Source organism: Streptomyces canus 299MFChir4.1 (assembly GCF_000383615.1).
Lineage (GTDB): Bacteria > Actinomycetota > Actinomycetes > Streptomycetales > Streptomycetaceae > Streptomyces > Streptomyces canus_C.
Genome location: NZ_KB911596.1, coordinates 16,288 through 35,465, shown reverse-complemented (window position 1 = coordinate 35,465; position 19,178 = coordinate 16,288). Strand labels below are relative to the sequence as shown.

Below are 19,178 nucleotides of genomic sequence, written 5' to 3'. Positions count from 1 at the left end.
GGCGAGTCTTCCCTCACGCACGCAACCGAGGGGAGAAGGCGGCAACGTGAAGTACGCACTCACTCGGACGGAACGGGAACAACGCCGGCGCGAGGAATCATGAGCGGCGGTGGCGGTGGCGGTGGCGGTGGCGGCACGGGCCGTGCCCTGCTCTACCTCGACGTCGACGGGCCCCTCAACCCCTATGCCGCCCGGCCCGAGCATCGGCCCGAGGGCTACACCACCCACCGCATGAAGCCCGACGGCTGGATCGCCCAGCACCCCGGCCTGCCCCCGTCCGCCGTCAAACCGCTGCGGGTCTGGCTCAACCCCGACCACGGACCCGCGCTGCTGGCCCTCGCCGACCGCTACGACCTCGTCTGGGCGACCACGTGGCGCCAGGAGGCGAACACCTACATCGCCCCCGTCCTCGGCCTCCCGGCCCTCCCCGTCGTCGACTGGCCCACGACCCTCACCCCCGGCCCGAACGGCACCTTCTGGAAGACCCGCCACCTCGTCACCCACGCCGACGGCCGCCCCTTCGCCTGGCTCGACGACGAACTCGACGACAGGGACCGGCAGTTCGTGGCCGCACACCATGACGGCCCGGCCCTGCTGCACCGGGTCGACCCCCGACTCGGGCTCCGGGAAGCGGACTTCGCCGAACTCGCCGCCTTCGCACGGGGCCTGTGAGGGTGTCTCACACCTCGTCGAGCAGTGAGGCGAGGCCGTGGTCGAGGTCCGGGCCCAGGTCCTCGGCACCGGGTTCGACGACGTCGTAGGAGCGCAGCAGGAAGCGGCGGAGGCCGGCCGTACCGAAGCGGATCACGGCGAGGCCCAGCGGGGAGTGGAACTCGATGACGGTCCGGGCCCATCCGTACGGCCGTATGCGTACGTCCCCCTCCCCGGCCGGTGTCCCGAGTCCCTCCTCCAGCAGCGCCCGTCCGAACATCCACGTCAGGCCCTCGCCGTCGGCCGAGACCTGGGCGGGGAAGTCGATGTGCACGGCGAACGGCTCGGCGGAGCTGTAGCGCAGCGTGGGGCGCACCGGGAGTTCCGGGTGGCCGGAGGTGATCAGGCGGGCGCGGACGGTCTGTCTCAGGGTGGTGGGGCGCATGAGCGGCGGTCTCCGTCTCGGATGTGCGGTGAGGGTGTGAGGGTCAATTGCCTTGTCGAGCCCCAGAAGTACCGATCGATTACGCGGGGCCGGAGTTCGTTCGTGTGATCTGAATCACGGCCGGAACTGAATCATTGAAAGTTTTGTCATCTACGCCGACAAACCCTTCCGCGCCCCGACCGCCGGGAACTGGAGCGTTCCTGCATGACCGATCGACCGGCCCGAGTGCCCGCCCGGACGTCCCCCTCCACGACCGCCGAGACCGCCGTGACCGCCGCGTACGTGCGGATCTACGAGCAGGAGCAGCCGCGCCTCGTCGCGTATGCCCGCTCGCTCACCCGTAACACCTGGGCGGCCGAAGACCTCGTCGCCGAGGCGCACTTCCGGGTGTGGCGGCGACTGTCCGCGGGACACGAGATCGACAACGTCCCGGCGTACCTCATGACGACCGTCCGGCACCTCGCGTCCTCCGTCGCGAGCGCCACGCAGGAGACCCCGCGCGACCCGCAGGTCCCGCAGTTCCCACAGGTCCCTGAGCAGGCGTCGGCCGGACATGCGGCGGACCCGGCCGAACAGGTCTCCGCCACCGACCTGTTGGTGCGTGTCCTCGGCGAACTCCCCGAACGCTGGGTGCGGGCCCTGTGGCTCGCCGACGCCGAGGGCCAGCCCCTGGAGACCGTCGGCCGGCAGATCGGCGCCAAGCAGGGCGCCACGGCCGTACTGCTGCACCGGGCCCGCGAGGGCATGCGCCAGGCGTTCCTGCGCTCGCAGACCGAGGCCCCCGACGATCCCGCGTGCGAGGTCCACTGGGTCCGGATGCCGGCCTACGTCCGCGGCAACGCGACCCCGCGTCAGTCCGAGCGCCTCCTCGCCCACGTCGACGCCTGCGACGGGTGCCGTGGCCGCCAAGCCGTCCTGATCCGCGCCAACAACAGGCTGCCCGCGCTCGTCGGCCCCGCGCTGCTGGTCTTCGTGGTGGGCGGCGGCGGCACGGGGAAGTTCCTGGCGTCGCTGATGGCGGGTTCGGTGGGTTCGGCGGGGGCTGGTGGTTCTGTTTCTGTGACCGGGCCGGGTCTTCTTCGTACGGCCCGTGCGGCGGGTCCGAAGACCAAGGCCGCCCTCGCCTCCGGTACGGCGGTCGCGGCGGCCGTCGCGGTCGTACTGACCCTCGGCCTGAACGAGTCCCCAGCGACGGCGACTTCGCCGGGACGGGGGCCGGTGGCACAGGGGCCGGTGGCGCAGAGTCCTGTGGTGCGGGATCCGGCTGCCGGGCCGTCCGCGGGGGCGGTCGTCACCGGGGATGCCGGGTACGGTTCGGGCGGTTCTGAGGGTGAGGGCGGGAGTGCCATCGGCGACCCATGGACGCCGGAGCCGGAGCAGCCTGCGCCGGGGACGCCGGAGGTGCCGAACCCCGGGCCCGGCCCTGCGGAGCCCTCACCGGGGGATGAGCCGCCGCAGTCGCCGCAGCCGCCGCAGCCGCCCGTGAAGCCGACGCCGGTTCCGCCGAAGAAACAGCGGCCCAAGCCCAAGCCCGAGCCCAGGAAGCCGAAGCCCGGCGCGCCGGGGGACGAGACGCCCGTACCGGAGCCCGGCACCCCAACGCCCGCTGATCCTCCGCCGGTCGAGGAGACGCCTGACCCGCCGACGTACTCGGAACCCCCGACCACCGGTGACGACTGCGGACACGGACACGGACACGGACGCGATCCCGTCCCCAGTCAGGCGATGGGAGCCGCCTGAGGCTTCTACGGCGAGGTGGCCCGCAAGTCCGGCTGAGACCTCAGTGCTGGTGCGGCTGCTGCGGAGCCTGACCGCCGTACACCTGACCGCTCTGCCCGCCACCGGCGGCGGCCTGCGCCTCCAACTGCTCCGCCTCCTGCGCGCTCACCTTGTTCTCCGCACCGCAGAAGGTGCACTGCGTCGCGTACTTGGTGGAGATCGGGAACAGCGGCACGAAGAACAGCGTGAACTTCGTGACGCGCTTGCGCAGGGTGTGCGCGGCCGGGTTCCCGCACCGCCCGCACACCAGGGTGAGTATCGCGAGCTGGTACAGGTAGCCCTTGGTGCCAAAGAGGATGAGCATGGTGTCGTCGCCTTCCGGGTCGGTGCTTGAGAGGCAGTATCCCCGCAGCCGACGTCCGACCGCTCAGAGCCGCGGCAGTACGCCGTCGAGGAAGACCAGGTCCTCCTCGGAGACAGGATGCAGCCCGGCGAACTCCTCTGCTGTGATCCAGCGCACGGCACGGCACGTCTGTCGGCGACCTTCATGAGGCCTCACCCGGCCTCATCTGCCCGGACCGGGACTCGGTTCAGCCCTCCAGGCGGCTCAGCGCCTCCATGGCCTCGCGCTCGATGCGTGACAGTTCGAGGAGGGCGGTGCCCGCCTGTACGAGGAACTGTTCGTCCCCCGACTCACCGGCTTCGGTGATCTGCGCGGCGACCTCCGTCCACAGGGCGGCGGCCTCGGCGTACAGCCGCTGTCCGGTGCGCAGATGATCACTGTCGACGAACTCGCCAGACTCCGCGAGGAAGTCACGGTAGAGGTTGCGGAACAGGGCACCGCCCGTACCGGCCTTCTCCATCAGCAGGGCGGCCTGCGGCAGATCCTGCCGAGGATCGTCGCTCCGCCGCAGCCAGGTGCGTACGAGCTTGCCGCTCTTCTCGATGCCACGGTGACCCAGGTTGGCGATGGGCGGGTTGAGGAAGGCGTGGGCGCAGCCGGTGATGGCGGAAACGACGCTGTGACGGGGAGGGGGCAGGTCCTGGGGAGCGGTGAGGGTGAACGACCGGTGCCTGGCGGTCATCGGCCCCCGCGCGGCCCTGGCCCGCGCGAGACTCTCCAGCCCGGTCGACACCGCTCCGCCCTGCTGCTCGGTGTCCACGAGGTGGGCGAGCCGGTCGTCGTAGCCGTACATCGCGACGACATGCCCCCCGAAGTGCACCTTCGTCCCGAAGTAGTCCAAGTGATAGCTGTCGAGCTGCAACCCCACGGGCCGACCGCCATCAATGGCCTCCACCACGTTGGCCCACCCCTTGCGCGCCGAGCCGGTCTCCCGAACCACGAGCTCCAACCCGAGCGTGCCGGCCAGGTTCCTGGTCAACTCGAACGGCTTGACCCGCCCCCCGAGGAAAGGGAAACCCATGCTCTTACTGTCCCAGTAGATGAAGGACAGCCCGCGGCCCAGGCCGAAGAGCATGGGTTCGGAGAGGTCGATGCCTTGGTGGCGGAGGAGCACGCCGAGGGTGGTGGTTTCGCAGTGGTGCAGGCCGCGGGGGTCGATGCCGGTCAGGGTGGTCACGCGGTGCGCTCCTGGTGGGGGTGATCGGCCTGGCCATGTACCGCTGTGCCGAAGTCAGGGTCTTGGCAGAGACGGATCCTGCCCCGGTAGTCGACGATCACCGACGCGACCGAGCTCAGATCCGCCTCCGACGAAACCTCGGCGGCACGGAGATCGCCGACGGTCCGCAACGGCAGCGGCGCGGGCAGGGGAGTACCCAGGTGCGGTCCGCGCACGGTCATCTGCTCCTAGAAGTGCCCGGGGGGTGTACGACGCACAACGGACAGGAAGTTGCACCAGGCTCCCGCTGATATGACGAGGTACGGGCGCTCAGGTGCCTTGGAATCCCGTACGAGGATCTCGGGCTGAACGACGGCGGCCTCCACGCATTCGGTTCCGCTGCCTCCGCTGTAGGAGGACTTGAACCACTCGTGCGTCGGTGCCTTCGTCATCAAAGCTCCTTGCTTATACGGCGGATGACCGCCGCCGAGGACTCAAGGTCGAGCGCCTGTGCGCTGAGGTACTCGAACGCCAATCTATAACGCTCCAGTTCTCGTTGCTTCTCCATGAAGAGGCCACCGCCGAGCAAGTCCACGTACACCACGTCCAGTTCAGGCGTCGGCCCCCTCAGGACGGCAAAGCTGCCCACGGAAGCCGCGTGCGCACCTGACGAGAAGGGGAGCACCTGGACGGTGACATGCGGTCGTTGCGCCACGGTGAGTAGGTGCTGGAGCTGGTCCTGCATGACCTCGGAGCCGCCCACTCTGCGCCGCAGTGCCGCCTCATCGATAACGCACCACAGCAGCGGGGGTTCCTGGCGTTCGAGGAGCTCTTGCCTTTTCATGCGGATGTCGACCATGTGCTGAACTTCGCGTTCGGGACACTGCACTTCCGAAGCACGGTGGACGGCTTCCGCGTAGCCGCGGGTCTGCAGGAGACCGGGGATGTACATGCAGGCGTAGTGGTCTTCGCGTACGACCTCGTCCTCAAGCGTGAGCATGAGGTTCATCGACTCGGGGATGGGGTCGTCGAGGGAGCGCCACCAGCCCTGGATCTTGGCGCCCTTCGCAAGCTCTACGAGGGCGAGGCGTTCCTCGTCGGAGGCGTCGTACTCGCGGCAGAGGGCGTCGACGGCAGGCCACTTGACGGTCCCTTCCTTCGTCTCGTAGCGGCTCAGGGTCGCCTTCGAGATGCCGACGCGGGTGCCTGCCTCTTCGAGGGTCAACCCCTTTCGCTCGCGGAGACGGCGGAGGTCGGCGCCGAGCTGGCGCCTTCGTGTCGTGGGTCCAACTGCCATTCCTGCGGCCCTTCGTGTCGATCTAGCAGATCGTCCTGGTTGTCCCAAGGAGACGGCAAGGTGGCGCGCGCCGGGGGCGCTCGTTGTCTGGCCGCACCACCAGAGGTAAGAGATGAGAGTTCCATTTTGAGAGTTGCAGTGCAACTCTCTGTAGGCGGGTAGTTGCACCCGGCAACTCGACGAGAGCAATGAGGTGTTGATGGATGGACTGCATCGCTGGTGTCCCGAGGAAGCCCTGGAGCCTTCCCTTCACCGCGGAACCGCAGGAGGCCGCGGCGCTCCGGCGAATCATGCGGCTTCACTTGGGGTTGTGGGGCCTTCATGGTGTCGTCGATGCCGCTCAGCTCTGCGTTAGCGAGCTCGTATCGAACGTCATCAGGCACGTGGGCGCCGGTACCCCCGCCACTCTCGTGGTGTCCATGAGCGGACCCCGTCTACGGATTGAGGTCCACGACTCCGACACTCGCGCCCTGCCGGTGCTCCTTGATGCCGGACTGGATGCTGAGGCCGGTAGGGGCATGTCGCTGGTCAGTGCCGTGACTGACCGCTGGGGCGTTCAGCTTCGGGCCGACCAGAAGGTGACGTGGTGTGAGCTGCCGACAGGGTTGCTCTCAGCCGAGGGGCACACCGGGGGCGCCCGTGTGAGCAGAGTGGAGGCATTGCTGGGCGGCTACGGCGGCAAACAGGAACGCCTATGGCTGGCGGGGGCCGGAGCGGTGGCGGTGGTTGAAGAAGCGGCGATCGATGTGATGGTCGACGTCCTTCACTGGTTGAGGGCTCACGGACGCGACGCCGATGAGGCCCTGGACCGCGCACAGACACGCTTCGAGGTAGAGGCTGAAGACACTGAAGTCCTCGCCACCTGAGGGGATGAGGAGGACTCGGGCCGTGGGCGGCGGTGAAAAGCCTGACCGCGTCTGCCGATAGCGGCTTAGTCCTCCGTGGCTATCCGGCTGCAATGGTCGAGTACGTCCAGACATCGGCCGGGAGCTCGTGACGGAGATCCCACGTGATCGCCATCGGCTTGCTGCCGGCGTGATCCACGTAGGTGGCCGGGCCCAGGAACACCCACGGCTCCGACTTGCCGATGGCGTTGCGCTTGTAGCGGCGGAGGAAGAGCAGGATGTGGCTCCCCTGCTGCTCGTGTTGCTGATAGCGCAGACCTGTCGGGGAACTTTCCGGTGTGTTGCCCTGCGATTCCCAGTGGAAGCGCGTGGGGCTGATCGCGTAGTCCTTGTATCGGACGCTGGGAGAGAAGTCCCGCTCGTTCTTCTCCAGGGTGATCAGCAGGGCGTCTGTTTTGATCTCTTCGATCCAGCTCACGCCTTGGCTGAAGACTCCGGGCATCTGTCCACCCAGCCGTGCAACCCCCAACGCGGCCAAGACCTCGGAACGGTTGTACGCGCTGTGGATCTTCAGGGGGAGGTGGCTGAGCGGTCCTTCAAGGGCGATGGGAAAATGGTCGGTGCGGTCGAGAACATACGACAGCACCTGCTGGAGTTCGTCCCGGAGCAGGCGCTGAGCTCGCAAGGATTCCAGGCCCTCCCGGTAGCCGGAGAAGCCGCCCGCCTTGTCCCACAGGTTGAAGAAGAGCATGCGGGCGTATGCCTGTTCGGCGTGGCTGAGGGAGTCGTAATCGGGGGAGTCGTCGGCGAGCAGGCGCAGATACATCTGGGCCCGTTCAGGATCGTCGACGTGGAGGAAAGCGTGGACGCGCTTGAGGAGGTCCTCTTCGCCGGGAAGCGGGGCCTCCTTCACGACGCCCGCTTTACGCAGGACCTTGGTCCACGAGTTGTCGCTCTTGTAGAGCTCCTTGATGTCGCGCCTGCTCTCGCGCAGATAGGCATCGAGAGTGGGCGTGCTGTAGTCCCTGACTTCCTTGGCGAGCGTGTTGATAGTGGCGTTGAGCTGTGTGCGAATGTTGTCGAGCACGAGTTTCTTGGACTTCCCCTCCAAGATGATCTGGCAGCCGGAGGGGAGGTGGGGGAAGTCGCGCTCGATGCCGTCGACCAGTCGGTTGCGAGACAGGTTCGTCAGCGCGCGGAACTGCTCCTCGAAGCGGAACTCAGCCCGGTGCTGGCCGATGAAGTCAAGAACCGTCAGCACCGGTTTGTTCGGCGTACGGCGAAGACCGCGCCCCAGCTGCTGCAAGAAGACGGTCGCGCTGTTCGTGGGGCGCAGAAGAAGGAGGGTGTCGACGTCGGGGATGTCCAGACCCTCGTTGAACAAGTCCACTGAGAAAATGACTTGGATCTTGCCGTCTTTGAGATCTTTCAGTGTCCGCTCGCGCTCTGCGGCAGTCGAGTCACTGTCGAGAGCCGCAGCCTGGAAGCCGACCTTGTCGAACTGCCTCGCCATGAAGTGTGCGTGCGCCTTGGTCACGCAGAAACCCAGGGCCCGCATGGCCGCAGGGTTGGCGATCTTGTCTTTTACCTGCTTGATGACGATGAGAGCCCGAGCGTCACTGGCCGTGTAGACATTGCCGAGCTCGTCCCGATCGTAGGAACCCGCACGCCAGTTCAGCTGAGTCAGGTCCGTGCCATCCGGGATTCCGAAGTAGTGGAAGGGGCACAGCAGGTCGGCTTCGAGCGCCTCCCACAGTCGCATTTCGGCAGCGATCCGGCCTTCGAAGAATTCGTCTTGGACGTTGATCCCGTCCATCCTCTCCGGCGTCGCGGTGAGACCGAGCAGCTCCGTCGGCTTGAAGTGGTCCAGGACGCGACGGTATGTGCCCGCCGTGGCGTGGTGGAACTCATCGATGACGATCACGTCGAAGTGGTCCGGTGCGAGCTGTTCCAGGCGCTGGAGGTTGAGGGACTGGACGCTGGCGAACACGTGAGTCCATTCGCTGGGCTCCTGGCCGTTGAAGAGCAACTCGCCGAAGGAAGCGTTGGCGAGTACCTCTTGGTAGGTGCGCAGAGACTGCTTAAGGATCTCCTTGCGATGTGCGACGAAAAGTAGCCGGGGGAGCTGTCCCGCCTGCTGGTCACGCATAGTGCGGTAGTCCAAAGCCGCCATGACGGTCTTGCCGGTGCCGGTCGCCGCGACCAGGAGGTTCTCGTGGTGGCCGCGGATCAAGCGTTCCACGCGAAGCCGTTCCAGCATGTCCCGCTGGTGAGGGAACGGCTGTACTTCAAGTCCGGAAAGGTTGATCTTGAGGTCTTCACCTGACCCGCCTCCGCCCGCGCGGGCCAGGGCATCGGTGAGTCGCTCGCCGTCCTCATCGGGGTCGTACGACTCGAAGGAGGAGTCATTCCAGTACGCGTCGAATGTCGCCTCGAACTTGTCGAGTACTCGGGGCGTGGCGACCGACGACAGCCTTACGTTCCATTCCAGACCGTCCAGCAGTGCGGCCTTGGACAGGTTGGAGCTGCCGACATAGGCCGTATTGAAGCCGGTATTGCGATGGAACAACCAGGCCTTCGCGTGAAGGCGCGTCGAGCGGATCTCGTAATTGATCTTGACCTCGGCGCCGAATTCTCGGACCAGACGGTCCACGGCGTGGCGGTCCGTGGCTCCGATGTAGGTGGTCGTGATGACCCGGATTTTGGCTCCCCGCTCCGTCGCCGCGCGGAGTGAATCTTCAAGCACCCTTATGCCGTGCCACTTGACGAATGCGCACAGCAGGTCGATGCGGTTGGCCGTTGCAAGTTCCGCACGCAGTTCGGCGCCCAGATTGGGGTCGTCTGGAGCGTTGGTGATCAGAGCCGTCTCGGAGAGGGGCGTTAGTGGACGGATCGCGTATACGCCAGGGGCCTCTGGTTCGGCGACGGCCAGCAACTGACGAGGACCATCGGCGATGGTGTTGCTGATCCCGTCCTCGTCCGGGTCGGGCGCGCTGGCCGCCAACGACTGCATGATGTGGTTGGCGACGGCCACCTGCTCCCTCTGGGGGAGTTGTGCCAACCTGCGTCCCACCGCCTCACCGATGTGTCGGGCCAGTACGTAGGGCGTGGATTCCTTGCTCACCTCCGCGTCGATGGCCTTCCATCCTGCGGCTTCGAGGCCCGCCATCTGATCGTGAAGATCCTGAGTGACGAGCTTTTCGTAGACGCCCTCGCTCAATTGCGTCGGGTCCCCCGCATCCGCCACGACTGCTCCTTCGATCTCCCACCGATGGGGATCAGTTCTAACAGCAACCACTGACATTCGAGGCGCCGCACAGAAAAGTGATCATTTTCAGGCAGTCGACGGTGAGATCGCGCCACGCCTGCCAGGCCACAACGGCGTACGACCTGCTGCGGGCGGCACCACGACCTGGAGTTCGCGGACGGGTCGTGGATCGCCTGGTGGCGTCGGTGCCGACGCATGCCGAACGGTTTGGGGAGATCGCCGAGTAGGGGCAAGAGGGTTGCTTACCCACTACGGCTATGTTTTCCGCCATGATTCGGATCTCCGAAAGTGATCAGCAGACCCGGCGGCTGGCCGGCAAGGTCGTGATCGTCGCCGGCGCAGCTCGCGGGCAGGGCGCCGCCGAGGCTGCCGCCTTGCAGGAGGCCGGGGCCACGGTGGTGGGTGCTGATGTGCGGCCGGAGGGCGGTGAGTGCCGGCGGCTTGATGTCAGTAGTGAGGCCGACTGGGCTGAGTTCGCTGCTGAGCTGAAGGAGGCGTACGGCCAGGTGCACGGGCTGGTCAACAACGCCGGGATCATTCAGCGGGATCGGATCGACAGTGTGCGGGCCGAGGACTTCGCGCGGGTGCAGGCCGTGAATACCGTTGGGCCGTTGCTGGGGATTCAGTACCTCGCCCCGCTCATGCCGCCCTGCTCGTCCATCGTGAACGTCGGGTCGTCGGCCGCGCTCACCGGGTACTACCCCGTCGCCTATACCGCCAGCAAGTGGGCTCTGCGCGGGGTGTCCAAGGTTGCCGCCATGGAGTTGGGGCCTCGGGGGATTCGGGTCAATACCGTGCATCCCGGGTACATCGAGACCGAGATGACTGCCGGGGCCACAGAGGCTTTCCGGGACGCGACGATCGGGGAGACGCCGTTGGGGCGGAGCGGGACCGTTGATGACATCGCTCCGCTTGTGGTGTTTCTGCTGAGCGACGAGTCCTCGTTCATCACGGGGGCGGAGATTCCCGTGGACGGGGGGCTTACCGCGCACGGTGGGGTCAAGTCCATCTCGGATGCGATGAGAGCCGGTTGAGCAGCAGCTCTGCAACCGCCCACGCGATGTGGCGGGTTCGCGCGCAGGGGTGAAGCACTTCTGGCCTGTGTCCCGATGCCGAGAGCCGAGGGCGCCTCGTATGTCGTCATCAGGTAGCGATTTCGTGAAAAGGGGGATGCCCGTTCTGGGGCGAGCAGAGCATTTGGAGTGCTCGTGTCATGTACCGGCTTAACGGCATCGCACCACGGGAGTTGCGGATGAGGCGTTTACGGAGAACACAGCTGCTCGGCCTCGGCGTCATGGCGCTGATGCTCGGACTGGTCGCCGCTCCGACCGCGCAGGCGGCACCGAGCGGGGAGACAACTGCTGCCGCTCCGACGGCCGTTGAGTGCAGCGGTACCTGGGACGGCAAGAACTACTGGGCCAAGAGCCCTTCGGGGAGCAGCGGGGGTGGCTACGCGCGCACCTACTGGAACGCCTCGACCAAGCGGAACTGCGCGAAGTTCTTCTCCAGCCCGTACGACGGACTGGCATCCAACATCACGCTGTATCTCCACGACGAGAGCGGCGACTACACCGCCGACCCGCCGCCGGAGCACCCGGTGAACTACCACTACTACGCCGGGCCGGTCTACACCTGGTTCGACGCGACCAACGAGTGCATCCACCTGAGCGGGTCACTGAGCCGGGGCGGTGTGAAGTACACCCTCAGCACCCCGGACATCCGGTGCGGCTGATCGCCTGTGCAGGTGTTGCGGGTGGTGGCGGCGGTCGGCAGCGCACACAACTGTCCGGCGGGGTTGGGGACGATGTCCGGGTTGCGCTGATCGTCGACGCATCGCCCGCCGGGCACGAAACGCAGGGGGATGGAGGTGCGGCGGCAGGGGGCCACCCCGCCATAGCCGTTCCGCCCCATCCGAACTAGGTTGCTATAGCAGGGAGCTGGTCGTCGGCGCGCGGGAGCCGGGCGGGTGCGGCCGTGGCCCGGTCCGTCGGTACCAGGAGTGCCATGTCCACGGACCGCCCACGAGGGAGAACCGCCCGGACATGGATCCGCTGAACCGGCACAGGCGCGCCCCGGCACAGGTTGTCCGCCCCGACGACCGCGACCGCGTCCACCGAGCGGGGACGTCTGCGGTCGTGACCCACGAAGCAAGACGGGATTCGCCGGCTCTCGCACCGCACGCCGCCAGCGCCCCAATGGTGTGATGCCGGGCCGCCATGCTGCATGGCGGCCCGGCACCGGATGGTCGACGCGCGGTGCTGTCGGACTGGTTACCTGACGTCGACGAAGTCGCCGGGCGCCGTCGCTGCGGCGGTGGTGGCGGTGCCCGCGAAGACGTAGCGGTAGTAACCGTCCACCGTGGCCTTGGTGGTGGTCGTCAGGACGCCCGTGCTGTTCGTCTTGACCGTCTTGAGTGTGGTGTAGGTGTTGCTGCCCTTCTTGCGGAACTGGAGCTTCGCGGGCTGGGACACGTAGCCCGCGAACTTGCCCGTCTGCCAGTTCGCGCGGGCGAGCTTGCCCGTGACCGTGATGGTCTTGCCCTTCTTGACCGGCTCCGGCGTGGCGTTGGCGGTCAGCGTGGAGGCCTTCTTGATCGAGGCGGTGGCGACGTCGTCGTCGTAGCTGGCGTTCGCGTACAGGTCCCAGCCACCCAGGAACAGCTTCCAGGTCCCTGCCACGCCGTTGTCCTTCATGTCGGTGGCGGGGTGGATGTTGAAGACGGCCTTGCAGGTGTACGTGCCCTGGGTCGCCGTCTCCGTGCAGTCGGGGTCGTCGTCCGTCCCCAGGCCGCCGGTGATGCCGTCCGTGGTCGAACTGTCGGTGCCCTGCCACAGGAAGGCCTCGGTGACGGCGACGCCGCTCTCGTCCTTGGCGGTGTAGGTGACGTTGACGGTCTTCGTGCCGGTGGTTCCGAGGACGATGTCCTTGCCCCCGTTGATGACCGCGTGCGAGAACTTCATGTTCCCCAACGAGTCCCTCGGCTGAACGGAGCGCGAGGTGAAGGAACTGAGCTTCGCCTCCGCACCCGTCCGTACCGCCGCCTGGGCGGTCACCGGAAGAGCGAGCGCGGACAGAACGGCTGCACCGGAAACGACGGCGGCCGCAACGCGTATACGCATGAATCCCCCACGGGAAATTGAGAGGCCCGTCCAAGTCCCCTCTTGGTCAGGCCTGTTGATCTCCGCATCTTAGGGACATGCTTCACAGTCAGTGAAGATCCTTTGGGTAAATAGTGCGTCTTTTCCGGCACTTGAGGGAAAGGGAGAGGGCCGGGGAACACATCCCCCGGCCCCAGTCCACCAGTGTCACTCCCGTGTCACTCCCCGTGGCACTCCCCATACCCCCGCCCCGACCCGCACCAGCAAGCCGCCCCCCGCTGCGGCGGCCACTCCACCGCGCGGCCCCGGGCCGCCAGGGTCGTCGCGTACTGGGGGAGCAGGGAGACCTCTGCCGGGGACGTGCCCTCCGAGGCTGCGAAGGCCTCGTACGACGGGACCGTGCCCGACACGATGCCCAGGTTCGGGGTGCCGGAGGCGGCGAGCTCGCGCAGGGATGCCTCTATCGTCGCCAGGTGCTCCTCGTGGGAGGGGTACTCCGAGGAGAGGGAGGGGTATCCGGCCACCAGTTCCGCCAGCTCCCCCGCAGACCAGTGCAGGACCGCCACCGGGAAGGGGCGGGACAACGCCGCCCGGAACGTGCCGAGTTCGGCGCGCAGGCGGGAGATCTCCGCCTCCAGCTCCGCTGGGTTCTCCGAGCCGAGCGACCAGACGCGCTTCGGGTCGTGCAGTTCGTCCAGGGAGACCGGGGAGGAGTGGAGGGTGTCCGCCAGGACGTCCCAGTCGTCGTGGGCCAGGCCCAGCATGCGGCGGACGCGGTGGCGGCCGAACAGCAGGGGATGGGTGGAGTACGGGGGTTCCGCCACGTCCGTCAGGAGGACCCGGGCGCCCTCCGTGAACGTCTCCTGCGCCTGCTCCAGCTCGTCGTGGGACTCCAGAGCCTCGGCGACGATCACCCAGGGGGCCGGGTCCCGGGGGGCCGCCCCGCGGACGCCCTCGATGATCGCGCGGGCCTCGGCCTCGTGACCGTACTCCCAGAGGTTCGCGGCCTTCAGGGCACGGACGAGAAACGGGTTCTCCAAACCGTCCTGCGCGGCCAGCAGGCGGTCGTAGAGGGAGGACGCGGCGGGGCGGTCGCCGGCCAGTTCCAGATGGGCCGCTGCCTGCAGGAGCAGGGCTTCGGCGTCCTCGGGATACCGGTCGGCGGTCCGCTCCAGGCGCGCCGCTTCGGCGTTGTGGTCGACGTTCTCGGCAGGCGTGTCGGGGCGCATGGGTGACACCGTACTGCCGATCAGTGGCAAAGAAGAGGGAGGTGCAGGCCAGGGCCCGGTTAACAGGAGAAGAGGTCAGGGTCCGGCCCGCACCCCCGCCTCAGATCGTCACGCCGTCGATCTGCAGCGTCTGCACCGCCTTCGCCGCGAACGGCACCGCCACCGACTTTCCGCTCAGGAAGGTGTTGGAGTACGACGCGTACTTGTCGCCGCCCGTCGTCACCGTGTTCCAGCGCGGGACCAGGCCGCCGGAGCCGCCCGTCACCGTCGTGAAGCGGGACAGGTCGAAGGTCAGGGTCTGGGCCGAGGTGGAGGTGTTCAGGGCCACGATGACCAGGCGCTTGGCCGAGGAGTCGTAGGCCGCGACCGCGTTGCTCACGCCCGTGTCGATGATCTTCATGCCGGGGCGGATGTGACGGCTGAACTGGGCGAGCACGTAGTACTTCGTCTCGATCGCGCCGGCCTGAAGGGTGCCGGCGTCGTACTTGATCACTCCCCAGCCCGCCGTCGGGTCCATGACCTGCCAGTAGACCCAGGCAGTGGGGTGCAGCCAGCGGAAGTCGTAGAGGAGGTTGAAGGCCGTGGTGTAACCGGTGCCGTCGCCGTCGCCGGTCTCGGAGTTCCACAGCTTCTTGCCGGCCGTCGTGACGACGTCCGTGTACAACAAGTCCCTACGGCCGTTCGAGCCCTGGTAGCCGTGCACGTTGACCTGGTTGACGTACCCCTTCGTCGTCGAGCTGAAGGAGTTCCAGGTGGTGCGGGCGAGGTCGTAGCTGGTCTCGTCCGAGGCCGAGATCTTCACGCCGGTCAGGCCGCGGTTGTTCAACTCGCTGCGCAGATACGGCAGTACGGCCGACTGGACCGACGCGTCCATGTGGCAGCCCTCCTGCGTGCCGGTCGCCGTCCACCAGGACGAGGAGGGCTCGTTGAAGGCGTCGACCGTCGAGAAGTTCACCCCCCAGTTGTTCTTGGCGTACAGGGCGGTCGCGGCGAGGTGGGAGGCGTGCTGGCGGTAGTTCCAGGTCTGGAGGTTGTTGCCGCCGCCGGAGGCACCGGAGGGGTTGTGGTTCTGGCACATCCACCACATCGGGGAGTTCGCGAAGAGCTCCGAGGTCGCGCCCCTGGACGTGGCCTTCACCAGCATCGCCCGCTGGTTGGCGTCCGCCGTCCAGTCCCACGCCGAGGACGTCGGGTCCTCGTTGTTCCAGTCCTGCCAGTAGCCCTCGATCTGCTTGAAGGCGGGGATGTTGGCGGAGGCGACCATCGACTCGCCGTTCACGGTGTTCCAGCTGCACGCGCCCAGGTTGTAGCGGGCGATGTTCAGGCCGAGGCCGGGGAGCGAAGTGCCGTTGTAGGACGTCGACTTGGTGGTGAAGAAGATGTCGGCGAAGTCGTCCCGGGCGCCGAACACGTTGGCCCACCAGGCCAGCGAGGTGCCCCAGCCCTCCCAGGTGCCGTACGACGTTCCCGGGCTCACCGCGATCGTGGCGTCCGCGCGGGCGGTACCGGTGGCCAGGGCGCTGCCGAGGAGGGTGCCTCCTGCGGCTGTCAGCAGCGTTCTGCGTCGGATCATGGCTACTCCGAACTCCGATGGGTCGACGCGCGCCTTCTGGCCGGCGTCGTTGCCCCCGTTCATGCAGACGAAGCATCGGGTGTGGCCAGTGGGCTTGTCGAGAGGTGTGACAGCAAGTTCTGACAGCCCTTCCTAAAACCAGTGGAGGAAGTGGGTATACCGGACGCGCCTGTCCCCGCACCGCCGTCCCGTAGACCGCCCCTCAGGTTTACGAGGCCCCCGGCACTGGTGACTTGAAGGTCTCGCCCTTATCGTGCGGGCGGCCCCGTCCGAGGAGGCGTGACCCATGCGGCAGCGCATCATGCACCACGGAGCCCGGCGTCGGCGCGAGCGTCGCAGGCGTGCGGTGTGGACCGGCGGCGAACTGCTCGTCACCGTGGGCGTCGTCCTGCTGCTGCTCGTCGTGCACCAGCTGTGGTGGACCAACCGGGAGGCCCGGGAGGGCGCTCAGCGCAGGGTCGAGGCGCTGGAGCGGGAGTGGGGACGGGGCGGGCGGACCGATGCCGGTACGGCCGCCGAATCCGGGTCCGCGTCCGGGTCGGATTCCGGATCCGGGTCCCCGTCCTCTGCTACGGCGTCTCCGGGCTCCCGGGCCGAGCGGCAACTCCGCGACGGCGCCCCGGACCACTCCGCCGTCACGCCGGACCTGTCCCAGGCGTACGCCGTCCTCAGCATCCCCCGCCTGCACCTCCGCGTCCCCGTCGCCGAGGGCGTCGGCAAGCGGAGCGTCCTCAACAAGGGGTACGTCGGCCACTACCCCGGTACCGGGCAGCCGGGCGGCGCCGGGAACTTCGCGCTCGCCGGGCACCGCAACACCCACGGCGAGCCCTTCCGGTATGTCAACCGGCTCGCGCCCGGGGACACCGTCCAGGTGGAGACGCGGAGCGCGGTCTACTCGTACGCCGTGGACAAAACCCTGCGCCAGACCTCGGCCCGCGACTCGGGAGTGATCGGCCCGATTCCGCGCTCGACGGTCCATCCCGCCCACGGCTACACCGAGCCCGGTCACTACATCACCCTCACCACCTGCACCCCGGAGTACACGTCCCGGTACCGGCTGGTGGTGTGGGGCACGCTCGTCTCGACGCGCCCGCGTTGACGGCGTCACTGCTCCCGCAGTCCCACCACGCTCGCGGCCGCCACCAGCGCCAGTCCCGCCGACACCAGCATCGCGATGTCCGCGCCGTGGGCGAGGCCGCCGCCGGAGGAGGTGGCGAGCGCGATCGTCAGGGCGACTCCGGCGCAGGAGCCGATGTAGCGGAAGGTCTGCTGGGCGCCCGAGCCCATCGCCGCCCGCGCGGCCGGGACGGACTCCACGGCGAGCAGCGGGAGCGCCGCGTTCAGCAGGCCGCTGCCGACGCCGGCGACCACCAGGCCCGGCAGCAGCCGTACCCAGGAACCCTCGTCGAGCGAGCCCAGCATGGTCAGCACGCCCGCCGCGTGCAGCAGGAAGCCGATCGCGAGCTGCCAGCGCGGCGGCACCCGGCCGGCCAGCCGCCGGACCTGGAGGGCGACCACGAAGGACAGGCCGGACCAGAGGAGGAAGAGCCAGGCCGTGTCCATCGCGGACAGGCCGACGGTCTGCTGGAGGAGGGCCGGGAGGAAGCTGAACAGGCCGATCACCGCGAGACCCGTGAACAGTCCGCCGGAGGACGACGCGAGGAAACGGCGGTGGCGCAGCAGGCCCAGGTCGATCATCGGGGTTGCCGAGCGGCGTTCCACCGCGGCGAACACGGCGAGCAGGACGACGAACGCCAGCAGCAACAGGCCGACCGGCGCCCGCAGCCAGCCGTCCCGGCCCAGGGTCAGCGCCGCCACCAGGGCGACCAGGGCGAGCCCGAAGGCCACCGCGCCGGCGAGGTCCGGGCGGCCGCCGCGCGGGGCCCGGGACTCGGTCAGGAGCCGTGCGGACAGGGCGGCCACGAGCACGGTGGCGAAGCCGAGGACGCCGTAGGACACTCTCCAGTTCGGCATCGCCCCGCTCAGCAGGGGGCCGACCGCGATGCCGCCGCTCACGAACGCACCCCACACGCCCGTCGCGTGCAGGCGGCCTCTGGGGGAGGGGAAGGCGTGCACGATCAGACCCAGGCTGCTCGCGAGGAGGGCCGCGCTGGCCGCGCCCTGGGCGATCCGGGCCAGCGTGAACAGCCAGGTGGACGAGGTGAGCGCGCCCAGGGCCGTGGTGAGGCCGAGGGCAAGGGTGCCGGCGACGAAGATCCGGCGGCGGCCGTAGTCGTCGGCGAGGCTGCCGGCGACCAGGAGGAGGGCGGCGAGGCCGAGCGGGGTGCCGTTCAGGAGCCAGGCCTGGGCGGACAGCGGGGTGTGCAGGTCGGCGGCGACGTCGGGGAGCGTGACCATCGGCGCGGTGTACGTCATGAGGGCCACGGCGGTGGCGGCGCTGGTCAGGGCGAGGGTGGCCCCGGGGCGGGCGGGCGTCGCCGGGTCGGTCGGCGGCGGCTTCACCCCAGTGAGGGCAGTGAGGGTTCGTTCATTGAACCTAGTCATGCCGAGAACCGTAGCAGGCTAGGTTCGGTCATTGAACCCATGACCGGAAAATGGTTACAGTGGGCGTCATGGCACTGGGCAAGGACTACGCGACACAGGAATGCTCGATCGCCCGCGCGCTGGAGATCGTCGGCGAGCGCTGGACCCTGCTCGTCGTCCGCGACGCCCTCTACGGCGTCAGGCGCTACAACGACTTCCTCGTCCACCTCGGCATCCCGCGCGCGGTCCTCGCCGCCCGCCTCCAGATGCTCACCGAGGAGGGAATCCTTGAGAAGCGCCGGTACCAGGAGTCCCCGCCGCGCGACGAGTACGTCGTCACCGACCGCGGCATCGCCCTGTGGCCCGCCCTGCGCGCCCTCGGCCGCTGGGGCCGCGAGCACTACGCCGAAACCGTGCTGCGCCTCTTCCAGCACGCCGAGTGCGGCACCGAACTCGGCTCCTACGGCGAATGCCCCGCCTGCGGGATCGTCGTACCGGTCGAGGACGTCCTCATGGTGCCGGGCCCCGGACTCGACCCGGACCCGGCGAATCCGGTCAGCCGGGCCCTGCTCCGGCCGAAGAGGCTCCTGCAGCCGATCGCGGTCGATCAGGTATAACCGGGGGAGGACTCGCGGCGAGAGGGGAGGTGGCCATGACGCGCAACTGGACGACACCGCGCCCCGCCGCCGTGCTGCTGCTCCTCGTCCTCGACCTCGTCCTGCTCGATGCCGGCAGCCTCTCCGCCGCCGTCGCGCTCGCCGCCACCGCGGCGGCCGGCTCCGCGCTCGCCGCCTGCTCGCTGATCGCCTCGCGCTGCGCGCCCGCCGTACCGCCCACCCGGGTCCGCACCGCCATCCGCGACCGCGCGCGCCGTACGGCCTTCCTCTCGCAACGCGACCCCGACGCCAAGGGCCGCCCCCGCCCCCGAGCGCCCGGTCACGCCCTCCCGGCGACCGCCGCGTAGGGGCTCACTCCTTCAGGGACACCCCGCGCGGGTCGTCATGCCGCCT

At 68.3% G+C, this 19,178-nt stretch carries 19 protein-coding genes; 8 read left to right on the top strand and 11 right to left on the bottom strand.

All coding sequences use genetic code 11. The features are described from left to right. The first annotated feature begins 99 nt into the window (after positions 1–99). On the top strand, positions 100–672 hold the full coding sequence (locus tag H293_RS0128075) for an HAD domain-containing protein (protein WP_020121155.1): 573 nt from the start codon (positions 100–102) through the stop codon (positions 670–672). 7 nt (positions 673–679) lie between these two features. Here the strand turns inward: H293_RS0128075 and H293_RS0128070 are convergent, their stop codons facing one another. Further along, positions 680–1,096 carry an SsgA family sporulation/cell division regulator gene (locus H293_RS0128070; RefSeq protein WP_020121154.1) on the bottom strand — a complete coding sequence of 139 codons (417 nt, stop codon included), beginning with the start codon at positions 1,094–1,096 and terminating at the stop codon, positions 680–682. 204 nt (positions 1,097–1,300) lie between these two features. Here H293_RS0128070 and H293_RS0128065 point away from each other — a divergent pair, with 204 nt between their 5' ends. Next, positions 1,301–2,836: a sigma-70 family RNA polymerase sigma factor gene (locus H293_RS0128065; RefSeq protein ID WP_106968423.1), complete on the top strand. Its 1,536-nt coding sequence runs from the start codon at positions 1,301–1,303 to the stop codon at positions 2,834–2,836. A gap of 40 nt (positions 2,837–2,876) precedes the next feature. Here the strand turns inward: H293_RS0128065 and H293_RS0128060 are convergent, their stop codons facing one another. From H293_RS0128060 to H293_RS0128035, 5 genes are all read right to left on the bottom strand, one after another. Then, positions 2,877–3,179, bottom strand: a complete 303-nt coding sequence (locus H293_RS0128060) for a zinc-ribbon domain-containing protein (RefSeq protein WP_020121152.1) — start codon at positions 3,177–3,179, stop codon at positions 2,877–2,879. Between the two features lie 226 nt (positions 3,180–3,405). Further along, on the bottom strand, positions 3,406–4,395 hold the full coding sequence (locus H293_RS0128050; RefSeq protein ID WP_020121150.1) for a BtrH N-terminal domain-containing protein: 990 nt from the start codon (positions 4,393–4,395) through the stop codon (positions 3,406–3,408). Beyond that, complete coding sequence (locus H293_RS50095; RefSeq protein WP_063746939.1) at positions 4,392–4,610, bottom strand: hypothetical protein; 219 nt, start codon at positions 4,608–4,610, stop codon at positions 4,392–4,394. Before H293_RS50095 ends, H293_RS0128050 begins: the two co-directional genes overlap by 4 nt. 12 nt (positions 4,611–4,622) lie before the next feature. Next, positions 4,623–4,826 carry a DUF397 domain-containing protein gene (locus tag H293_RS0128040; protein WP_020121148.1) on the bottom strand — a complete coding sequence of 68 codons (204 nt, stop codon included), beginning with the start codon at positions 4,824–4,826 and terminating at the stop codon, positions 4,623–4,625. Further along, entirely contained in the window at positions 4,826–5,671 is an 846-nt protein-coding gene (locus H293_RS0128035) for a helix-turn-helix domain-containing protein (RefSeq protein WP_020121147.1), read from the bottom strand. Before H293_RS0128035 ends, H293_RS0128040 begins: the two co-directional genes overlap by 1 nt. Positions 5,672–5,874: 203 nt before the next feature. Here H293_RS0128035 and H293_RS0128030 point away from each other — a divergent pair, with 203 nt between their 5' ends. Then, positions 5,875–6,537: an ATP-binding protein gene (locus H293_RS0128030; protein ID WP_020121146.1), complete on the top strand. Its 663-nt coding sequence runs from the start codon at positions 5,875–5,877 to the stop codon at positions 6,535–6,537. Between the two features lie 79 nt (positions 6,538–6,616). On the opposite strand, the gene H293_RS0128025 is transcribed toward H293_RS0128030, so the two are convergent. After that, positions 6,617–9,763 carry a DEAD/DEAH box helicase gene (locus H293_RS0128025; protein WP_051138167.1) on the bottom strand — a complete coding sequence of 1,049 codons (3,147 nt, stop codon included), beginning with the start codon at positions 9,761–9,763 and terminating at the stop codon, positions 6,617–6,619. 290 nt (positions 9,764–10,053) lie between these two features. On the opposite strand from H293_RS0128025, the gene H293_RS0128020 reads away from it, so the two are divergent. Together H293_RS0128020 and H293_RS0128015 are read left to right on the top strand one after the other, a co-directional pair. Beyond that, positions 10,054–10,818, top strand: a complete 765-nt coding sequence (locus H293_RS0128020) for an SDR family NAD(P)-dependent oxidoreductase (protein ID WP_028808263.1) — start codon at positions 10,054–10,056, stop codon at positions 10,816–10,818. Positions 10,819–11,036: 218 nt separating this feature from the next. Further along, positions 11,037–11,516, top strand: coding sequence for a hypothetical protein (locus H293_RS0128015; protein WP_078612683.1), 480 nt, complete (start codon positions 11,037–11,039; stop codon positions 11,514–11,516). A 538-nt stretch (positions 11,517–12,054) separates the two neighbouring features. Here H293_RS0128015 and H293_RS0128010 read toward each other — a convergent pair. The 3 genes from H293_RS0128010 to H293_RS0128000 all read right to left on the bottom strand — a co-directional run bounded on the left by H293_RS0128010 (position 12,055) and on the right by H293_RS0128000 (position 15,684). Continuing rightward, complete coding sequence (locus H293_RS0128010; RefSeq protein WP_028808262.1) at positions 12,055–12,903, bottom strand: hypothetical protein; 849 nt, start codon at positions 12,901–12,903, stop codon at positions 12,055–12,057. A gap of 197 nt (positions 12,904–13,100) precedes the next feature. Further along, on the bottom strand, positions 13,101–14,111 hold the full coding sequence (locus H293_RS0128005; RefSeq protein ID WP_020121141.1) for an SEC-C domain-containing protein: 1,011 nt from the start codon (positions 14,109–14,111) through the stop codon (positions 13,101–13,103). Between the two features lie 100 nt (positions 14,112–14,211). Further along, entirely contained in the window at positions 14,212–15,684 is a 1,473-nt protein-coding gene (locus H293_RS0128000; protein ID WP_028808261.1) for a glycoside hydrolase, read from the bottom strand. 286 nt (positions 15,685–15,970) lie between these two features. On the opposite strand from H293_RS0128000, the gene H293_RS0127995 reads away from it, so the two are divergent. Continuing rightward, positions 15,971–16,783 carry a class E sortase gene (locus H293_RS0127995; RefSeq protein ID WP_020121139.1) on the top strand — a complete coding sequence of 271 codons (813 nt, stop codon included), beginning with the start codon at positions 15,971–15,973 and terminating at the stop codon, positions 16,781–16,783. Positions 16,784–16,788: 5 nt separating this feature from the next. Here the strand turns inward: H293_RS0127995 and H293_RS0127990 are convergent, their stop codons facing one another. After that, on the bottom strand, positions 16,789–18,189 hold the full coding sequence (locus tag H293_RS0127990; protein WP_028808260.1) for an MFS transporter: 1,401 nt from the start codon (positions 18,187–18,189) through the stop codon (positions 16,789–16,791). A 68-nt stretch (positions 18,190–18,257) separates the two neighbouring features. Here H293_RS0127990 and H293_RS0127985 point away from each other — a divergent pair, with 68 nt between their 5' ends. Both H293_RS0127985 and H293_RS0127980 read left to right on the top strand, forming a co-directional pair. After that, positions 18,258–18,785: a winged helix-turn-helix transcriptional regulator gene (locus H293_RS0127985; RefSeq protein WP_033415745.1), complete on the top strand. Its 528-nt coding sequence runs from the start codon at positions 18,258–18,260 to the stop codon at positions 18,783–18,785. A 35-nt stretch (positions 18,786–18,820) separates the two neighbouring features. Then, entirely contained in the window at positions 18,821–19,132 is a 312-nt protein-coding gene (locus tag H293_RS0127980) for a DUF6412 domain-containing protein (RefSeq protein WP_020121136.1), read from the top strand. The last annotated feature ends 46 nt before the right edge of the window (positions 19,133–19,178 follow it).

Excerpts from the sequence above, each read along its gene's own strand:
- H293_RS0128075 (WP_020121155.1), top strand. The coding sequence starts at position 100 with ATGAGCGGCGGTGGCGGTGGCGGTGGCGGTGGCGGCACGGGCCGTGCC.
- H293_RS0128070 (WP_020121154.1), bottom strand. The coding sequence starts at position 1,096 with ATGCGCCCCACCACCCTGAGACAGACCGTCCGCGCCCGCCTGATCACC.
- H293_RS0128065 (WP_106968423.1), top strand. The coding sequence starts at position 1,301 with ATGACCGATCGACCGGCCCGAGTGCCCGCCCGGACGTCCCCCTCCACG.
- H293_RS0128060 (WP_020121152.1), bottom strand. The coding sequence starts at position 3,179 with ATGCTCATCCTCTTTGGCACCAAGGGCTACCTGTACCAGCTCGCGATA.
- H293_RS0128040 (WP_020121148.1), bottom strand. The coding sequence starts at position 4,826 with ATGACGAAGGCACCGACGCACGAGTGGTTCAAGTCCTCCTACAGCGGA.
- H293_RS0128035 (WP_020121147.1), bottom strand. The coding sequence starts at position 5,671 with ATGGCAGTTGGACCCACGACACGAAGGCGCCAGCTCGGCGCCGACCTC.
- H293_RS0128030 (WP_020121146.1), top strand. The coding sequence starts at position 5,875 with ATGGACTGCATCGCTGGTGTCCCGAGGAAGCCCTGGAGCCTTCCCTTC.
- H293_RS0128020 (WP_028808263.1), top strand. The coding sequence starts at position 10,054 with ATGATTCGGATCTCCGAAAGTGATCAGCAGACCCGGCGGCTGGCCGGC.
- H293_RS0128015 (WP_078612683.1), top strand. The coding sequence starts at position 11,037 with ATGAGGCGTTTACGGAGAACACAGCTGCTCGGCCTCGGCGTCATGGCG.
- H293_RS0128010 (WP_028808262.1), bottom strand. The coding sequence starts at position 12,903 with ATGCGTATACGCGTTGCGGCCGCCGTCGTTTCCGGTGCAGCCGTTCTG.
- H293_RS0128005 (WP_020121141.1), bottom strand. The coding sequence starts at position 14,111 with ATGCGCCCCGACACGCCTGCCGAGAACGTCGACCACAACGCCGAAGCG.
- H293_RS0128000 (WP_028808261.1), bottom strand. The coding sequence starts at position 15,684 with ATGATCCGACGCAGAACGCTGCTGACAGCCGCAGGAGGCACCCTCCTC.
- H293_RS0127995 (WP_020121139.1), top strand. The coding sequence starts at position 15,971 with ATGCGGCAGCGCATCATGCACCACGGAGCCCGGCGTCGGCGCGAGCGT.
- H293_RS0127990 (WP_028808260.1), bottom strand. The coding sequence starts at position 18,189 with ATGACTAGGTTCAATGAACGAACCCTCACTGCCCTCACTGGGGTGAAG.
- H293_RS0127985 (WP_033415745.1), top strand. The coding sequence starts at position 18,258 with ATGGCACTGGGCAAGGACTACGCGACACAGGAATGCTCGATCGCCCGC.
- H293_RS0127980 (WP_020121136.1), top strand. The coding sequence starts at position 18,821 with ATGACGCGCAACTGGACGACACCGCGCCCCGCCGCCGTGCTGCTGCTC.